Origin of the sequence: Colwellia ponticola (assembly GCF_005885605.1) — a bacterium.
Lineage (GTDB): Bacteria > Pseudomonadota > Gammaproteobacteria > Enterobacterales > Alteromonadaceae > Colwellia > Colwellia ponticola.
This window is the reverse complement of sequence record NZ_SZVP01000020.1, coordinates 1-17,515: the sequence shown is the minus strand read 5'-3', so window position 1 is coordinate 17,515 and position 17,515 is coordinate 1. Positions and strand designations below refer to the sequence as shown.

Below are 17,515 nucleotides of genomic sequence, written 5' to 3'. Positions count from 1 at the left end.
TCACAAGTACATCAGCAGTAAAAACATCACGAGAGCAGTCAATGGACAGTCAAGTTGCGTTAGTTAATCAGCTAAACAGTATTACCACCGAAGGGCGAAACCCTAATACGGTAGATATTGATTTATTAGACACCTTAGGCGTCCTTAAAAAAATCAATGCTGAAGATAAAAAAGTCGCGGTTATCGTTGAGCAATTATTAGCTGAAATAGCCCAAGCGGTTGACTTTATTGTCGATGCTTTTGCTTGTGGTGGTCGACTGATTTATATTGGCGCTGGCACTAGTGGCCGCTTAGGTGTGCTTGATGCAGTGGAATGTCCACCTACGTTTAGTGTGTCAAGTGAACAGGTTATTGGTATTCTTGCCGGTGGCGCTGGCGCTATGTATAAGGCGGTTGAAGGCGCAGAAGATAATAAGCAATTAGCCATTGATGATTTGAAAAAAATCAACTTAACCCGTAACGATGTCTTAGTGGGGATTGCGGCCAGTGGCCGTACACCTTATGTTTTATCAGCAATGGCTTTTGCTAAAAGTCAAAACGCAAAAGTCATTGGGATTAGTTGTAGCGCTAACAGCAGCTATGCACAACACAGTGATGTTGATATTTGTGCCGTGGTTGGCCCTGAAGTACTAACAGGCTCTACGCGAATGAAATCAGGTACCGCGCAAAAACTTATTTTAAATATGCTTAGCACGGCCAGTATGATCCGCAGTGGCAAGAGTTATCAAAACCTAATGATTGATGTCAATGCCAGTAATGACAAACTCTACGCGCGTGCTATTCGTATTGTCATGCAGGCAACAGAGTGCGATTTTGACACCGCGGCACAGGCGTTAACGCAAGCTAATAATCAAACTAAACTAGCCAGTTTAATGGTATTGACAGGTTTAAACTGTGCTCAAGCTAAAGCAGCACTAGATAATAATAAAGGTTTTTTACGTAAAGCCGTCGAGCAACAAAAAGGTTAATAGCATTATGGCGTTCGTTACACTGACTAAAGCCATAAGCTTATTACTAGCTTGTTATTTCGTTAGTTGCTCCTTGCCAGTATTTGCGAGTATTGATACTCGTGTTGATACTGCTGCTAACGTTAAGGTTAGCGCGACCCAAAAGATAATCGTCGGGGCTGAGCAATTAGAGCAATACCTGCCAAAACTAAAAGGTAAACGCGTTGGTTTGGTGGTCAATCAAACGTCTCTCGTGTTTAATCAGCACTTAGTGGATGTGTTATTAACACACAATATAACGATTAACATGATTTTTGCCCCTGAGCATGGCTTTCGTGGCGATCGTGATGCGGGTGAAAAATTTGACTCTAGTGTTGATACTAAAACCGGCATACCGCTGGTGTCACTGTATGGTAAAAACCGCAAGCCTTCGTTAAGCTTATTGAAAAAAATCGATGTTATCGTGTTTGATATTCAAGATGTTGGTGTGCGCTTTTATACTTACATCAGTACCATGCACTATATGATGGAAGCGTCAGCACAAGCGGGCATCGAGTTTATCGTCTTAGACAGACCCAATCCTAATGGCGGCTTTGTTGATGGCCCAATATTAGAAGCAGCGTTTCGCTCATTTGTTGGTATGCACACCATACCTTTATTACATGGCATGACTGTTGCTGAACTGGCGCTGATGATTAATGGTGAAGGTTGGTTAACAAGTGATAAAAAATTAGCGCTTAGCGTGGTTAAAGTGGCAAATTATCAACGTAACTTACCTTATACATTAGCCATTAAACCAAGCCCTAACTTACCTAATGATCAGTCCATTGCGCTCTATCCATCATTGGCTTTTTTTGAAGCCACCCCGGTAAGTATTGGTCGGGGCACGCCTTTTCCGTTTCAGGTGATCGGTCATGATAAAGTCACGGTTTCTTCAAACATAGACTCTCGCGCAGATAACTTTACCTTTACCCCCGTCTCTACGCCTGGTGCTGCCAGTAAACCTAAGTTAATGAATAAAAAGTTAACAGGGCAAGATCTTCGTCAAGTGACAAGCCATAGCTTAGATTTAACATTTATTATCCAGTGGTATAACGCTTTTAGCGAGCAAGGCGTTACTTTTTTTACCAGCCCAACATTTTTCGACAAGTTGGCCGGTACGGATAAGTTAAGAAAAGCGATAATGGCAGGACAAAGCGCTGAGCAAATTAAACTTAGCTGGCGTGAAGGTATTACTCACTTTAAACACCAGCGCGCACCGTATTTATTATACCCTTAATGCTATGCTCCTTAATAGTAGGCTCTAGCTATAAGGTATTAGCGCTTATTGATTTGTTCAGCGACATACTCAGCAATAGCCAAACTCGACGTTAACCCGGGTGAGTCAATGCCAAATAGGTTTATCAGCCCGTTAAGCTGATGTACCTCGCTTGTTTGAATGACAAAATCTTTAAAAGGATCGTCAGCGCCTTGCAGTTTAGGGCGAATACCGGCATAAGCAGGCTGTAACTTGTTTTTGTCTAACGTTGGAAAGTAGCGTGATATTTGTCGGATAAACGCTTCTTTGAGGTTTTCCGGGAAATGATAATCCAAGTGCTCTATATACTGCGTATCAGGACCAAATTTTAATTGTCCGCCCATATCAAGAGAAGCATGAATACCTAAGCCATTATCGCGTGGAATAGGGTAAATAAGCTGTTTAAAAGGGCTTTTCCCTTGATAAGAAAAATAATGACCTCGACACCAATGCAATTTAGGAATATGTGCGCTATCTAAACCTTTAATACACTTTGCTACGGCTTCACTATGTAAACCGGTACAATTAATCAGATATTTACATTGCATAGACAGTACTTCACCCTGACTATCTAAGCGCACTTCAAAGCCATTATTCGTTGGCGTGGCACTAATCAGTTTAGTTTGTGCAACAAACATCGCATTATTTTGTTCAGCTTCCGCTAATAAATTTTGCATATAAGCATGGCTGTCAATAATACCGGTTGATGGCGAGTGCAAAGCCGCCGTAGCACGCAATGACGGTTCAAGCTGTGTTAATTGCGTTTGATCAAGCCAAGTTAAATCATCTACGCCATTGTTTAGCGCATTGATGCGTATTTTTTCAAGTGATAGCTGCTCTTCTTCGCCGTTGGCAACCAATAACTTACCTATTTTATTTACTGGGATATGTCGAGCTTGGCAATATTGATAAAGCATGGCTTTACCTTGCACACATAACATCGCTTTGAGACTATTTTGCGGGTAGTAAATCCCTGCATGAATGACTTCACTGTTACGGCTACTGGTTTCTTCACCAAAACTAGCATTTTTATCAATAACTAATACCTCATTAAACTGCTGACTGAGTTTAGCTGCTATGGCTAAGCCAATAACACCGGCACCAACAATAAGTACTTCTACGTTATCCATAATATCCTTCGCTTTCTTTGAGTTCGCATACATTACGACCACTTTTATTAGTTATATATTGTAACTACTTCTTTCTACTTTGAAAGTAAGACGTTAAACTTTCAGCACTAAATAAACTGAACACAGTAAACAACTCATTCATAACGACATTGGTATTAGATTTTTATATGAACAATACTGCAATATCTGAAAACGCAACCAAAACGATTAACAAGGTCAGTTATACCTTTATTGATAAAAATCTTGACCGTGCGGTAAATCCGCAGGTGAAGCTGATAAGAAAAATCAGTACCGATACCGTCATTGTTGAGCAACCTTTACAGATAAGCTTATCTTGGTTAGCGCAAGACCTTATTAAACGCAAAGTCTTCACTATTACCATGCGCACCCCAGGGCACGACTACTTTTTGATTCTTGGCTTATTACATAGTGAAGGCGTGATAAAGCAGTTAACTGATATTGAGTCAATAACACTAACCTCTGCAGATATTGCTGGCGAAGGTCAACAAAATGAATGGTTAGTTCACTTTACTAATGGATTCATTCCTGATTTATCATTAATAGAACGATATATGATGAGTTACTCCAGTTGTGGTTTGTGCGGCACAACGTCCTTAAAAAAATTGCAGTTAAAAACCACAATCAACTTAGCTAATACAGCCCATAAAGGCGCACTTGCCGTGCAATCGTTATTATTATTGTCCAATAAAATGCGCCAAGAACAAGGCCTTTTTGACCAAACTGGCGGTGTTCATGGCGTGGCATTATTTGATCAATCGTTAACCATACAACACTTGCACGAAGATATAGGTCGTCATAATGCCGTAGATAAAGTCATTGGTGCATTACTATCGAAAAATCATGCGGGAAATGAGTCGGAAAATGAGCAGCCACAAGTAGCACCGCTATGGATATTATTAGTGAGTGGTCGCATCAGTTTTGAGATAGTACAAAAAACCATTATGGCTGGTATTAGTGTGCTTATTGGCGTTGGCGCTCCCTCAGATCTTGCCATACAAGCAGCCAAGCAATTTGATTTAACCTTAATAGGCTTTGTGAGCAATACAGGCTTTAATGTTTATCATGGTGATTGGCGCTTAACTACTTAACGCCTAATCACTGGACTTATTAGCTGTAAGTTATTGTTATCATTAAATGAGCGGCGGGTTTATCGCTTTAGTAATGATAACCGCAACTGACTTTGAGGTAGGTGTATAAGAGCGATCACCATAACTATCAAGTGGCACTAACGGATTGGTTTCTGGGTAATAAGCGGCAAGGTTGTCCCTGGGGATATCGTAAAAACACAAGACAAAATTAGTCACCGTTCTGTTTTCGTTATCAGACCAAATTGAGGTAATATCAACATAGTCGTTATTTTTAAATCCTTGCTTTAGCGCATCTTTTTCATTGATAAATAATACATTTCTGGCGTTACTTACCCCGCGATATCTATCGTTCATACCATAGATGGTGGTGTTGTACTGATCATGCGATCGTAGTGACTGTAAGGTATAAAGTTTTTGCTTGTTATGTTCAAGCTCGTGCAGTTTTTCTTCAGAAACACTCACAATACTACGAGGTAGTGCGTGTGCAGCAAATAAGGCTTTTCCTTGAGGATTTTTCCATTGTAGCTGTGCAGCACTGTTACCTAAGTAAAAGCCACCTGGTTGCTCAAGTACTTGATTAAAATTGCTAAAGCCTGAAATACTTTGTGCAATCAAATCACGAATGAGATCATAATTACCTTTTAATTGTTGCCAGTTGACTGTGGTGTTTTTTAACGTTGCTTGAGCAATGTCGGCAATAATAGCGGTTTCAGAATGTAGGGTATTTGCCAGTGGAGTGACACTACCTTGCGAGGCATGTACCATACTAAACGTATCTTCAACGGTAATAAATTGCTCACCGCTGTCTTGATAATCTATTTCTGTTCGCCCTAAACAGGGCAGAATAAGCGCATCTTCACCGATACATAAATGACTACGGTTGAGCTTGGTACTTATTTGTACATTCAATTCAGTATTTTTTAACGCTTGATGCGTTTGTTTGGTATCAGGTGCTGCTTGGGCGATATTACCGCCTAAACAAATTAACACCTTACTGGTTTTTTCTAATAAAGCATTTAACGCATAATAAACGTTATGTCCCATTGCCTTAGGTAAAGAGGCATCAACAGCGCGCGATAGTTTATCGATAAAGTCGGCACTGGGCTTTTCATTGATGCCCATGGTGCGATTGCCTTGCACATTCGAATGGCCGCGAACCGGCGATAAACCAGCACCTTGTTTGCCAATATTGCCAGACAACAGCTGTAAATTAACAATTTCTTGAATAGTGGCGACAGAATGTTTGTGCTGGGTAATACCCATCGCCCAAGTACAAATGACCTTATTGGCATTTAAAAATATATCAGTGGCTTGTGATAATTGCTTAAACGATAGGCCCGATTGTTGCTCAATTTGTTGCCATGATGTGTCATTAACGACTTGTTGGTATTGTTCAAAGTCTTGGCAATGTTGCTCAATAAAAGCTTTATCTATAATTGCTGACTCATTGCTGTCAATACGCGCCGCATTACGGGCAAGAATAATTTTTACGATACCACGCACGGCTGCCATATCGCCGCCTAGTTTAGGGGTAAAATAAGCATGACTGATAGTGGTCGCCTTAGGCGTTAATAACTCTATTGCATCTTGCGGACTAGCAAAGCGCTCGAGCGCCACTTCTTTTAAATTATTAAAACTCACTATTTTACAACCACCGCGTGCGGCTTTGCGCAGGGCATTCATCATTCTAGGGTGATTAGTCCCCGGATTTTGTCCAAAAACGAATATTGCCTCAGCGTGGTTAAAATCGTCTAAAACTACCGTACCTTTGGCAATGCCAATGGCTTCATTTAAGGCGACGCCACTGGCTTCGTGACACATGTTTGAACAATCAGGAAAATTATTAGTGCCGTAAAGTCGGCCAAATAATTGATAAAGAAATGACGCTTCATTACTCGCACGCCCTGAGGTATAAAATTCAGCTTCATTCGGCGAGGCTAAACCGTTGAGTTTATCAGCGATTAATTGAGTGGCATCGTGCCAGCTAATGGCTTCGTAATGATCAGTGTGTTTATTGTACTTCATCGGCTCGGTTAACCGACCTTGATATTCTAACCAATAATCACTCTGTTTTTGTAATTGGCTGACACTATATTGTGCGAAGAAGTCTGCGGCAACTTTTTTGTTGGTAGACTCCCAAGCAATAGCTTTAGCGCCATTTTCACAAAATTGTAGCAAACCTTCTTTTTCATCCCCCCAAGCACAACCTGGACAATCAAAGCCTTTATCTTTGTTGGCTTTTAATAAGTTTTTAACATTGGTTTGTGGTTGCTGGCTTTGAATAATGTATTTTAAGGTCGAAGTTAATGACGAAAAACCACCGGCTTTATTGGGTTTTTTACTAAAATGTTCAGACATAAAATACACCTTTGAATCATGATATTATTGGTAATTGTAAAAGTAGACTACCATTTATTGAGCAATTATATACAGAGGTTGATGGTAGATACCAGTCAATCAACCTAAAGTATGACGGCTACTTTATCTTCTTTAAATGGGTTAAAGGTATTGCGGTGTAACAACCAACACAATAAATAAATTAACGTATAGAGCACCATAGCGCCAGCAAGTACGCCATGCCAGTTGCCGTATTGCCAACAGGCCACTAAATAAAAGCCGCCTAAACTACCGCCAACGTAATAATGCATAAGGTATAATGCTGTTGCGGTCGCCTTTGCCGTCGTGGCATTTTTACTGACCCAAGCATAGGCAAGCGAATGGGTAAAAAAAGCGCCAGAGCTAATGCATAATAAACCAATGAGCATAGCGTACAATGAGTCGTAAGCAGCGATCCACATGCCTACAGCACTAATCGTTGTGCCTAATACCATACCACTTATTGGGTTATACGCTTGGCTCCAACGACCACTTAACTTGGCGGTAATAGTACCACTGAGATAACATAAAAAAATCATTGAAGTGAAGCTAATAGACAGTGAGTAAGGCGGCTCGACTAAACGAAAGCCCATCACGGTATAAAGGTTAACGAATAAAGCAAAGTTGATGCCGCCAATTAGCATAGCTAACCATAATTTAGCTTGCTTTAAGTGACCGATAACATCACGGTTATGGCTATGAAATTGACCTTTTTTAGGGACAAAATATTTCTGCTCGGGCAGTAGCCGATGAACGACTAGTGCGCCGACTAAACTAGCAATAGCCATACCAACAACCGCCATTTGCCAGCCCCAATACTCAGTGGCAAAGCCGCCATATAAACGCCCAGTAATACCGCCTAACGAATTAGCACTAATGTAGCCACCAATGGCAAGCATTAACGCCTTGGGGCTAAACTCTTCAGCCATATAGGCAACAGCAACCGCAGCAAAGCCAGCCAGCGCTATGCCCATTATCCCGCGTGTGATAGTTAACATAATTAAAGAATCTGTTAACAACATGGCCATGCCAGCAAAGGGTAAGGCAAACAAACTGAGCATCATCACTTTACGGCGACCAAACATTTCTGAGCCGATAGCCCATGGCACTAATGTTAAGGCTAAAGTTAACGTACCAGCGGCTAATAACCAGTTAATGGCTAAGGCACTGGCGTTAAATTTTTCAGCCATTAGCGGTAGCATGGGCTGAAACATGTATAAGTTACAAAAGACAATAAAAGAGCCTAACGCTAAGGCAAAGCTGGCGCGGCGATAAGCCGCTGTTTTTACTTCAATCATGGTGATAACACTCAACAGATGGTGTTTAATAAAAAGCTATTAGACGAATTGGCAAGAGAATAACAATATTATTTTAATAATTAAAATATATAATAACTATCACAATGATAGTTTAAGGTTATAGCTTGAGGTAATAGTAATGAACACGCGCTTATTAAGGTACTTTGTTAAACTGGTCGAAACAGAAAACTTTACCCACGCAGCCAAGCAGTTGCATATTGCCCAGCCGGCCTTAAGTGTGGCTATCAAAAAATTAGAGCAACATCTTGATGTACCTTTGTTTCATCGTAATGAACGAAAAGTGACCTTAACCGATGAAGGTAAAGTGTTACTTGAGCACGCTCGTCTTATTTTACAGCAAATTGACGATGCGACTATTGCCATGGCTGAGCTAAAAGGCCTTGAAAAAGGAGAGGTAAAACTAGGCGTGCCGAGTATGTTAGGATCGTATCTTTTTCCTGAAATATTAATGGGTTTTAAAAGCCAATATCCTAATCTTAAACTCACTATTATTGAAGCCGGTACACAATCTATTCGACAAATGTTGTTAGCAGGAGAGTTAGATTTAGGCGTAATACATAATGAAGCAGTACCAGAGCGACTTGAGACAACACACTTAATCACCTCGCAGATGGTCGCCGTAGTCAGTGAAGCACATCATTTAGCTGCTCAACCGGTGATGAAATTTGATGATTTTTTTAAAGAAGAGTTGGTTATGTTTAAAGCCGGCTACTTTCATCGAGAGTTTATTGATGATGTTTGTCATAAATACCATTTCACCCCCAAAATATCTTTTGAAACCAACTTATTACCGATGATGTTAAATATAGTTCGCCATAATTTTTCAATATCAGCACTGCTTGAGTTGGTTACCGAACATGAAAAAGGCGTTATTGCTATCCCTTTTGAAGAGCCTGTATACCTTAACATTGCTATGGCTTGGCGAAAAAATGGCTATTTATCGTTAGCAGACAGAGCCTTTTTAGCATTCGTTAAAGAGTATCGTTCATGCTAATTAGCTAATTTACGCCCACAGTGTAAGTAAACCCAGTGTTACTACCCATAGTTTATCTGTTCAGGTAAACTATGGCGCATTCTTCATTGCACAGTTTTCTTCTACGTTATGCGCATTATTCATACCTCAGATTGGCATCTTGGCCAATACTTTTACGGCAAAAGCCGCGCCAATGAACATCAACAATTTCTTAGCTGGTTATTAAACCAAGTTAGCACGCATAACATTGATGCTATTATTGTTGCGGGTGATATTTTTGATACGGCAACACCGCCAAGCTATGCCCGTGAAATGTATTTTGACTTTATCGCTAAGTTACATGGTAGCCAATGCCAACTTATTGTTTTAGCAGGAAATCATGATTCTGTTGCTATGCTGTCGGAATCTCAAGCGGTGTTAGCCAGTTTATCTACTCGGGTTATTACTCAGGCTATTCCGCAAGTTATTTCTGCGTTAACACCGTCGTTAATTGATGAGAGTACATGTGAAAGTGACGGTGAAAGTGAGAGTAACGCCCAAAGCGCCGCGCTAAATCAGCAAGTGTTTCCGCTATTAAATACTAAAGGGCAACCGTCAGCGATTATTTGCGCCATTCCTTTTGTGCGACCTCGTGATGTCATTAAAAGTAGAGCAGGACAATCAGCTAAAGATAAACAACAAAGTTTACAACAAGCGATCAGCGATCATTACCAATATCTTTATCAACACGCACTTACCCTAGCAAAGCAGTTCGCCAAAGCGCAAAATTTAGCGCAGGGCGAATTACTACCTATTATTGCCACAGGTCATTTAACCGCGCTTGGCGTATCCGTAAGTGACAGTAAAAGTGATTCAGTGAGAGATATTTATATTGGTTCTTTAGAAGTCTTTCCCGCGAGTGCTTTTCCACCAGCTGATTATATTGCCCTAGGACATATTCACCGCGCGCAACAGGTGGCTAAATCAGCGCATATTCGCTATTGCGGTTCACCCATTCCGTTGAGTTTTGATGAAGCCAAACAAGATAAGCGCGTATTGATGGTTGAGTTTAGTGCGGGTAAGTTGAGCCAAGTTAGCGATATCATTATACCGCGCTTTCAGCCCTTATATATGGTGAAAACATCGGTTGACGAACTGGAACAGAACTTGAAAAACACCTTGGTTGAATTTGAAGCGTTTAAAGTACAGCAAATGCAACTTAATGAAACAAACACCTTAAAAGCTTGGCTAGATATTGAAATTGATAATGGCGATCACTTAAGTGATTTATCACAGCGGGTTAGTGATCTTGTTGTTGATATGCCTTTTGAAGTATTGCTAGTAAGGCGTTGTAAAAAAGCACGACAACGTCGACAAGCCCAATTTTCACAACAAGATAACAGTACGTTAAGTGAATTATCGTTAACGGATGTTTTTGATTCACGTTTATCACAACTTGATTGGCAAACTGACGAAGAAATCGCTCGCAAAGCGCGTTTGCAACACTTGTTTACAGAGATTGTTGACACATTAGCTGCTGGGCAACAAGCCGATGATAGTGAACTTAAAAGTACTCTTGCAATGAAAAGTGATAACGCTGTAGAGGTTAAGCAATAAAATTTATGAGAATATTAAGTTTACGCTTTGAGAACATTAATTCACTCAAAGGCAGTTGGAAAATAGATTTTAGAGATGCTCCTTTTGATAACAATGGTTTGTTTGCTATTACCGGGCCTACTGGTGCAGGTAAAACCACCATACTCGATGCCATTTGTTTAGCGCTATATCATCAAACACCGCGTTTAAATGTCTCTAAAAAACAAAATCAATTAATGACCCGCCATACCAGCCATTGCATGAGCGAGGTGGAATTTGAAGTAAAAGGCCAAGGCTATAGAGCTTTTTGGAGCCAAAAACGTGCACGTAATAAGCTTGATGGTAATTTATTAGAACCGGTAGCTGAATTGGCTAAACTTGATGGCACAATAGTGTCTGACAAGCTGACTACGGTGCGAAGTGATATCAGCACCTTAACCGGGCTTAACTTCTCACGTTTTACCAAGTCAATGATGCTTTCTCAAGGAGAGTTTGCCGCCTTTTTAAATGCGCCCGCTAATGATCGTGCGCAATTACTAGAACAATTGACCGGTACTGAAATTTACGGCGAACTATCAAAACAAGTCTTTGCTGAGCATCGCAGCGCTAGCGATGAATTAAAGCTATTACAAGCAAAAAGCCAAGGGGTTATTTTGCTTGACGATGCCCAAGTGAGCGAACTTGAGCAACAGCTGGTGCAAACTACTGATGAAGAGCAGCAATTAACCAAACAATTGCAATACACCCAGGCTGTAAAAGACTGGTGCAGCAATGCTATTGCCAATGAGCAAAACCAAAAAACAGCACAGCAGCAACTAACCGCGGTAAAAGAGCAAGAGCAGTTAGCTAAGGCAGATCTTGAGCGACTTGCACAATCGTCAATCGCTGAGCCACTGCGCGCACCTTATGAGAAAATGGTGCATTATCGCGAGCAATATCAGCACACATTGCAACAAGTGACCGAGCAAACAACACAACTTGCTAAACTTGATCAAGTCGTTATTGAAAGTGACGCTGCGTTAACCGCATTAAAAAATAGCCAAGTTGCCGCAGAAAAGCAGCGAAAAGTCATTGAACAAGTCATCCAAGAAAAAATTCAACCACTTGAGCATGCCATTGCTCATCAAACAGCAACAGTGCAAGAGTCAAAAGCCCGTGTTGCCACGCAAAGCCAAACACTCAAAGATAATCACAGTAACTTAGCAACAGCAACGCTTACCCAACAAGCTGCAGCAAGTAAAGTAGCAGAACAGCAAGCGTATTTAGCTACTAATGAAGCATTGCAATTATTGCCTGAAAAACTACCACTTTGGCAAAATCAATATCAGCAATTAACGGCGCAACAAACGAATGTCCAGCGTTTATTAACTGAGCAAAGCGCGGTTGAACAAACACTGTCAAGCTTAACTGCCCAGCAACAGCTACAACAGCAAAAAATTGCAGAAAGTGACCGGAAATTACAACAACTGACTGAGCAAAAGCAAGCTATTGACACACAAGTTCAGCAGCTTGTGCAACGTAGCCCACTCGCGCAAGCTATTGTTGCAAACCCCGCTACTAGCGAAACAGCCCAAGACCAAGCGCTTAGTTTTAATCAGCTAAACTCAGCACTTAATCAAGCGCTAGGTGATAGACAAAACCAACAACTAGTGCTCAAAGAAGCGATACAGTTAGCGCAACGCTTTACTGTACTGGCGCACGAGCACAAAACGATTACCCAGCAACAAGCGCAAGACCAACAGCAATTGCAGGTAACTGATCAAGAACTCGGCGCGTTACGTCAAAGTTATAGTGCGATAAAACAGCAGAAAAAAGATGTAGAAACATTACTTGCTCAGCAACAAACTATTATGGCGCTAAGTGAGCACCGAGCAAAACTTCAACCTGAAGAAGCTTGCCCTTTGTGTGGCTCGGTTGACCATCCGGCAATTAATGACTACCAAGCCTTAGATAGCGATGCGCATCAACAGCGTTTATCATTACTCAATAATGAATTAGCAACCATAGAAAAACAGGGTAACCAGTTTAAGGATGTTAAAGCACAATTAATAGCGCAACTTAACGCTCAGCAAAATCGTTTAGCAAGCATCGCTACCGATCAACACCGTATAGAACAACAGTGGCAAACCTTAACGGTTGAACAATGCGATAGCGGTTATATTGGCAGTAATGTTGTTGACAGTAAACGTGATTATGAAAGTGACGATAAGTCACCGCTTTCGCTACAAGATGTTGAGATAGAGCAGGTGCTAACTCAGCAATTAACACAAGGCTCACAACAACTAACCGAGCTTGTTTCGTTACAACAAAAACTGCAAGAAACTAACCAAACACAACAACAAAATACTCAGCAAATGATTGATTGTGATAAGCAACTGACTATTGAGCAGAGTCAGTTGCACTTAATACAAGAGCAAGGTAATGCTCAATATAATTTGCAGACAAAAATTGCTGACAGCTTAACCTTGGCACAACAAGCGCTGGCAACACTTAATACCCAGTTGTTAGCAGATATCAGTACCACCAAGATAGCATTGCCAGGGACATCAGCAGATAGTGAGACCACGCTTTGTATCGATGAACAGTGGCTCAATGGTGTAGTGCAACAAGTACAAGAATATCAAACAACGGTGAATACCTACCAAGCAGCACAAGAGCAGTTAACTAACCTTGATCATCAATTGAGCTTGTTAAAACAACAAGTTGACCAGCAACAAAGTCAGCTTGAGCAAACACAAAGTCAGTTAATGTCGCAAGAAGATGAATTAACTAACCAGCGTACTTCACGCCTTGCCTTGCTTACTGAACTGAGAGTTGATGAACTGAATGTTGACAAACAGGGTATTGACGCTCTAAGTAGTGAGCAATCTCGTCAGCAAAATACTGCTGCGCTGCGTGACATCATGACTAAGCAACGCCAAGCGAGCGAAAGTGCTTTACATACTGCTATAGAGCAACACCATGAAAAACTGTCGTTGCAACAAGGCCATAAAGGTCAGCTAACAACCGCGAATACACAATTATCAACTTTATCAACACAATATGAACAGGTAAACACTGACTGGCAAAATCGCTTTGCTAGCAGTCATTTTAACGATGAAAAGCAGTTTTTATTGGCGCTGATAAGTCCAGAAGAAAAACAGCAGCTAAATCAACTGGCTAACGATATTTCGGATAACAAAAAACAAGCACAAATGTTAATAGCGCAAAGTGAGCAAGTTACGCTTGAACTAGCTGAAAAAAAACGGACGTTAATTGACGCCGGCGCTGATATTGAGCCCGTTGACGGCATTGAGAGCTTTGATGATAACGTTAATGATAAGTCAGTCGCTCAAGCGCTAGTTAACTTGTCTGAATTATTACGAAAGTGTCAGCAAAAAATGGGACAATTTAGTCAACAAATTAGTCATGATCAAGCCAATAAACGCCAACAAAAATCACTGCTTGAACAAATAAAAAAATCGCAATTGGCATTAGATGATCTAAGTCACCTTAATGCACTGATTGGCTCAGCTGATGGCGCTAAATTTAGACGTTTTGCACAAAGCTTAACGCTAGAGAATTTAGTGCACTTAGCTAATATACAATTAGAGCGACTGTTTGGTCGCTATCAATTGCAGTGTCAACAACGTGATACCTTGGCGCTTGAAGTGGTTGATACCTGGCAAGGAGATGCGGCGCGCGATATTAAAACCTTATCGGGCGGTGAAAGCTTCTTAATCAGTTTGGCACTAGCCCTAGCGCTGTCTGATTTAGTGAGTAATAAAACCAGTATTGACTCGTTATTTCTTGATGAAGGTTTTGGCACGCTCGATAACAATACGTTAGAAGTAGCACTTGATGCGCTCGATAACTTAAATGCCAGTGGTAAAATGATTGGTGTGATAAGCCATGTTGATGCCTTAAAAGAACGCATTGGCGTACAAATTAAGGTAAGAAAACTCAGTGGATTAGGCATTAGCAGCTTAGATAAACAGTATGAATTTCATACGGATACGGCTAATGAGCTAACAGTCAAAGCCAGTCAAACAGCTAAAAAAGCTAACAACACTTAGTAACTGAGTTTTAGGAATATTTGTGGATACCTGGATTTACTTTACCTTATTAGCCGCCACCATGCAGGCGGTAAGAACCGCGGGACAAAAGCAATTATCGGCTAAGCTAAACTCAATGGCGACCACGGGCGTACGGTATCTATTCGCGTTACCGTTTGCTTGGCTATATTTAGGCTGGCTGCTTGATTTTAGACAAGTTGCGGTGCCTGAGTTAAACCATCGCTTTTTACAATATGCGTTAATTGCCTGTGTGATGCAAATATGGGGCACGGCGTGTTTAGTCGCGGCTTTTCGTTATCGTAATTTTGCGGTGGCTACCAGTTTAGCTAAAACTGAAGCCATACAAGTCGCCATTGTTGGCGCGTTAATTTTTGGCGTAACACTGTCTGGCTTAGGCTGGTTTAGCGTTATTGTTGGTGTGGTCGGGGTGTTTTTAGTCTCTAAAGTAAGGTTTCGGCTACGCGATATTTTAGCCGATCGACAAAGTCTTATTGGTATTGGCTATGGTTTAGCTGCGGGCCTTGGCTTAGCAATTACTACCTTGCTTATTCGAGAATCGAGTTTGGCACTTAATACCGACTTAATGGTCAGCGCAGCAGTTACCTTAGTCTTTATGATCACAGTGCAATCGTTTATTTCGCTTGTTTATGTGTACATTGAAGACAAAAAGCAATTGCCGTTAATGCTCAAACATTGGCGACTTTGCTTATTTGTGGGTATTACCAGTGTGTTAGGCTCAATTGGCTGGTTTACCGGCGCTAGCTATCAAATAGTGGCTTACGTAAAAGCATTAGGGCAGGTTGAATTTTTTATTACCTTGGCATTAACCTATCGACTTTTTAAAGAAACTATCACATTAAAAGAATACTTAGGTATGTTCCTGATTGTACTGAGTGTCGTTATCTTGCTTTTATCTTCATAAACCAAGCGATATAAAAAGGCGTAGTGACAAAAAATTTCGTCGTAGTAGGCAAGTTCTTTGATTACTTACTAAAGCAAGGTATTATGCTCAACATAACCTAATTATTAACAAAAGCACTAAAAAGAGAACACTATGAAAATTGCTGAAAAAACCGTTGCTCACTTTCACTACACCCTTAAAAATGAAGCGGGTGAAGAAATAGAATCATCAAACGGTCATGAACCTCTTACCTATTTACACGGCGCTAACAACACCTTACCTGGTTTAGAAAAAGCATTAGCAGGTAAAGAAAGAGGTGATAAGTTCTCGGTAACTTTACAACCAGAAGATGCTTACGGCCCTTATCAAGAAGGCTTAGAGCAACGTGTACCAGTTAAACACTTACAGGGTTTAGTGAGCAAAAATGCTAAATGGAAAAAAGGCATGACTGCTGCAGTACAAACTGAACAAGGTCAACGCCAAGTTACCGTATTAAAAGTAGGTAAATTTATGGTAACTGTTGATATTAACCCACCATTAGCGGGCAAAGTACTAACCTTTGATATTGACGTAGTTGACGTGCGTGCAGCGACTGAAGAAGAAGTGGCTCATGGACATGTGCATAGCGCTGATAGCAGCTGTGGCCACGATCACTAGTTACTAATTCATAGATAAAATATTTATCGGTGAACGGTTAAGAAAAAAAAGCGCTAAGCAGTTAAACTGCTTAGCGCTTTTTTTGTTGAGCGTGCTTGAGCAGGTGAATAGCTGTATTGAATTATAAGCCAGAGTTGTGATATTTACTTAACGGCTCAGGCTTGTCAGTAGAGCTACCCTAGTGACTATTTTAGACAACTACCAGCCAGCTGAGTTAAACACTAGCTGACAATTAGTAGTGCTTAATAAGTGAACATTACTAATAATAAAAGCGCAATTTAGGTGATTAGGTCGTATTTTTTGATTTAATTACTTTATATTTACTTTTACATGTAGAGCGATGCTGTTTTTTTTGTACAGTTCAAGCTATTTCCTTCTTTCTACAAGAAAGAGTGCATATTGCCTGCTTTCACACGTCGACCAGTTAGTGCTTGATTTTTAAGTCATTGATCTATCGATAGCAATCGAGTAATCTGTTGCTATTATAAAATTATGGACGATTAATCCCACCGTGTAGAAACAAGGGTTGTTGCCTCATAATAAACTGTTAGTTTTATTATCAAAGTGTGTACATTAAAAAGGATGAATGGATATGGGCGAATGGTCTGATTATTTCGAAGACTTCCCTGAAGAAGCACCACAACCACCGAGCGCTGAAGAAAGAGCAAAAGAAAAATTTGACTCTGATATCAAAGAAATGAATTCAGATGCATTTGCTTTAATAGCTAAAACAAAGAAAAAAGCCAATGATGCGGCTCAACTACAAAAGAAAGAATTTCTTGAGTCGGTTGATGACTGTCCTCAATGTGGTGAAAAAGAGTTAAATGTCTATAAATTAGCTAATAAAATTTATCTATGTGAGTGTCAAGATTGTGGTATCTACGGCTCTGGAGATGATTTTTCCTCGGCATTACATAAAACGGCGTCAGCAATCGGGGATAACATCGATTGGCGAGACGGTTCATTATTTTCAGTCAGTACAAAATAAAACTAACAAGGCACTCAAAAGGACAAAAAACAGTTGGTTCTTGCTCCTTCGTCGCTAATTTTAACCAACTATTTTTTGCCTGTTAACAGGGCGTTGGTATGACTCCCCACGTCAAGTTAAATACACTGATCCTTGTTCATTAATTTAGAACTCTTTCTATTCACTTCACATATTAAGTGAGTTAACGC

Annotated in this window: 12 protein-coding genes; 9 read left to right on the top strand and 3 right to left on the bottom strand. The window is 40.6% G+C overall.

Features of this window, described 5'->3' with window-relative positions; all coding sequences use genetic code 11:
• Positions 1 to 41 precede the first annotated feature (41 nt).
• Both murQ and FCS21_RS15095 read left to right on the top strand, forming a co-directional pair.
• Positions 42 to 968 (top strand): N-acetylmuramic acid 6-phosphate etherase, encoded by a 927-nt coding sequence (gene murQ / locus FCS21_RS15100; protein ID WP_138624379.1) that lies wholly within the window; start codon positions 42 to 44, stop codon positions 966 to 968.
• Positions 969 to 975: 7 nt separating this feature from the next.
• On the top strand, positions 976 to 2,226 hold the full coding sequence (locus tag FCS21_RS15095; RefSeq protein WP_138624378.1) for an exo-beta-N-acetylmuramidase NamZ family protein: 1,251 nt from the start codon (positions 976 to 978) through the stop codon (positions 2,224 to 2,226).
• Between the two features lie 38 nt (positions 2,227 to 2,264).
• Here the strand turns inward: FCS21_RS15095 and FCS21_RS15090 are convergent, their stop codons facing one another.
• Positions 2,265 to 3,407 (bottom strand): NAD(P)/FAD-dependent oxidoreductase, encoded by a 1,143-nt coding sequence (locus FCS21_RS15090; protein ID WP_306461465.1) that lies wholly within the window; start codon positions 3,405 to 3,407, stop codon positions 2,265 to 2,267.
• A gap of 134 nt (positions 3,408 to 3,541) precedes the next feature.
• Here FCS21_RS15090 and FCS21_RS15085 point away from each other — a divergent pair, with 134 nt between their 5' ends.
• Positions 3,542 to 4,483 carry a formate dehydrogenase accessory sulfurtransferase FdhD gene (locus FCS21_RS15085; RefSeq protein WP_138624377.1) on the top strand — a complete coding sequence of 314 codons (942 nt, stop codon included), beginning with the start codon at positions 3,542 to 3,544 and terminating at the stop codon, positions 4,481 to 4,483.
• A 42-nt stretch (positions 4,484 to 4,525) separates the two neighbouring features.
• Here the strand turns inward: FCS21_RS15085 and FCS21_RS15080 are convergent, their stop codons facing one another.
• Complete coding sequence (locus tag FCS21_RS15080) at positions 4,526 to 6,841, bottom strand: FdhF/YdeP family oxidoreductase (RefSeq protein WP_138624376.1); 2,316 nt, start codon at positions 6,839 to 6,841, stop codon at positions 4,526 to 4,528.
• Positions 6,842 to 6,945: 104 nt separating this feature from the next.
• Entirely contained in the window at positions 6,946 to 8,157 is a 1,212-nt protein-coding gene (locus FCS21_RS15075) for an MFS transporter (RefSeq protein ID WP_138624375.1), read from the bottom strand.
• 139 nt (positions 8,158 to 8,296) lie between these two features.
• Between FCS21_RS15075 and FCS21_RS15070 the strand changes: the two genes are divergently transcribed.
• From FCS21_RS15070 to FCS21_RS15045, 6 genes are all read left to right on the top strand, one after another.
• Positions 8,297 to 9,172 carry a LysR family transcriptional regulator gene (locus tag FCS21_RS15070; protein ID WP_138624374.1) on the top strand — a complete coding sequence of 292 codons (876 nt, stop codon included), beginning with the start codon at positions 8,297 to 8,299 and terminating at the stop codon, positions 9,170 to 9,172.
• 108 nt (positions 9,173 to 9,280) lie between these two features.
• Positions 9,281 to 10,747: an exonuclease SbcCD subunit D C-terminal domain-containing protein gene (locus tag FCS21_RS15065; protein WP_138624373.1), complete on the top strand. Its 1,467-nt coding sequence runs from the start codon at positions 9,281 to 9,283 to the stop codon at positions 10,745 to 10,747.
• 5 nt (positions 10,748 to 10,752) lie between these two features.
• Entirely contained in the window at positions 10,753 to 14,781 is a 4,029-nt protein-coding gene (locus tag FCS21_RS15060; RefSeq protein ID WP_138624372.1) for an AAA family ATPase, read from the top strand.
• 22 nt (positions 14,782 to 14,803) lie between these two features.
• Positions 14,804 to 15,703 carry a DMT family transporter gene (locus tag FCS21_RS15055; protein WP_138624371.1) on the top strand — a complete coding sequence of 300 codons (900 nt, stop codon included), beginning with the start codon at positions 14,804 to 14,806 and terminating at the stop codon, positions 15,701 to 15,703.
• Positions 15,704 to 15,835: 132 nt separating this feature from the next.
• Positions 15,836 to 16,339 (top strand): FKBP-type peptidyl-prolyl cis-trans isomerase, encoded by a 504-nt coding sequence (locus FCS21_RS15050; RefSeq protein WP_138624370.1) that lies wholly within the window; start codon positions 15,836 to 15,838, stop codon positions 16,337 to 16,339.
• A 592-nt stretch (positions 16,340 to 16,931) separates the two neighbouring features.
• Entirely contained in the window at positions 16,932 to 17,327 is a 396-nt protein-coding gene (locus FCS21_RS15045) for a hypothetical protein (protein WP_138624369.1), read from the top strand.
• Positions 17,328 to 17,515 lie beyond the last annotated feature (188 nt).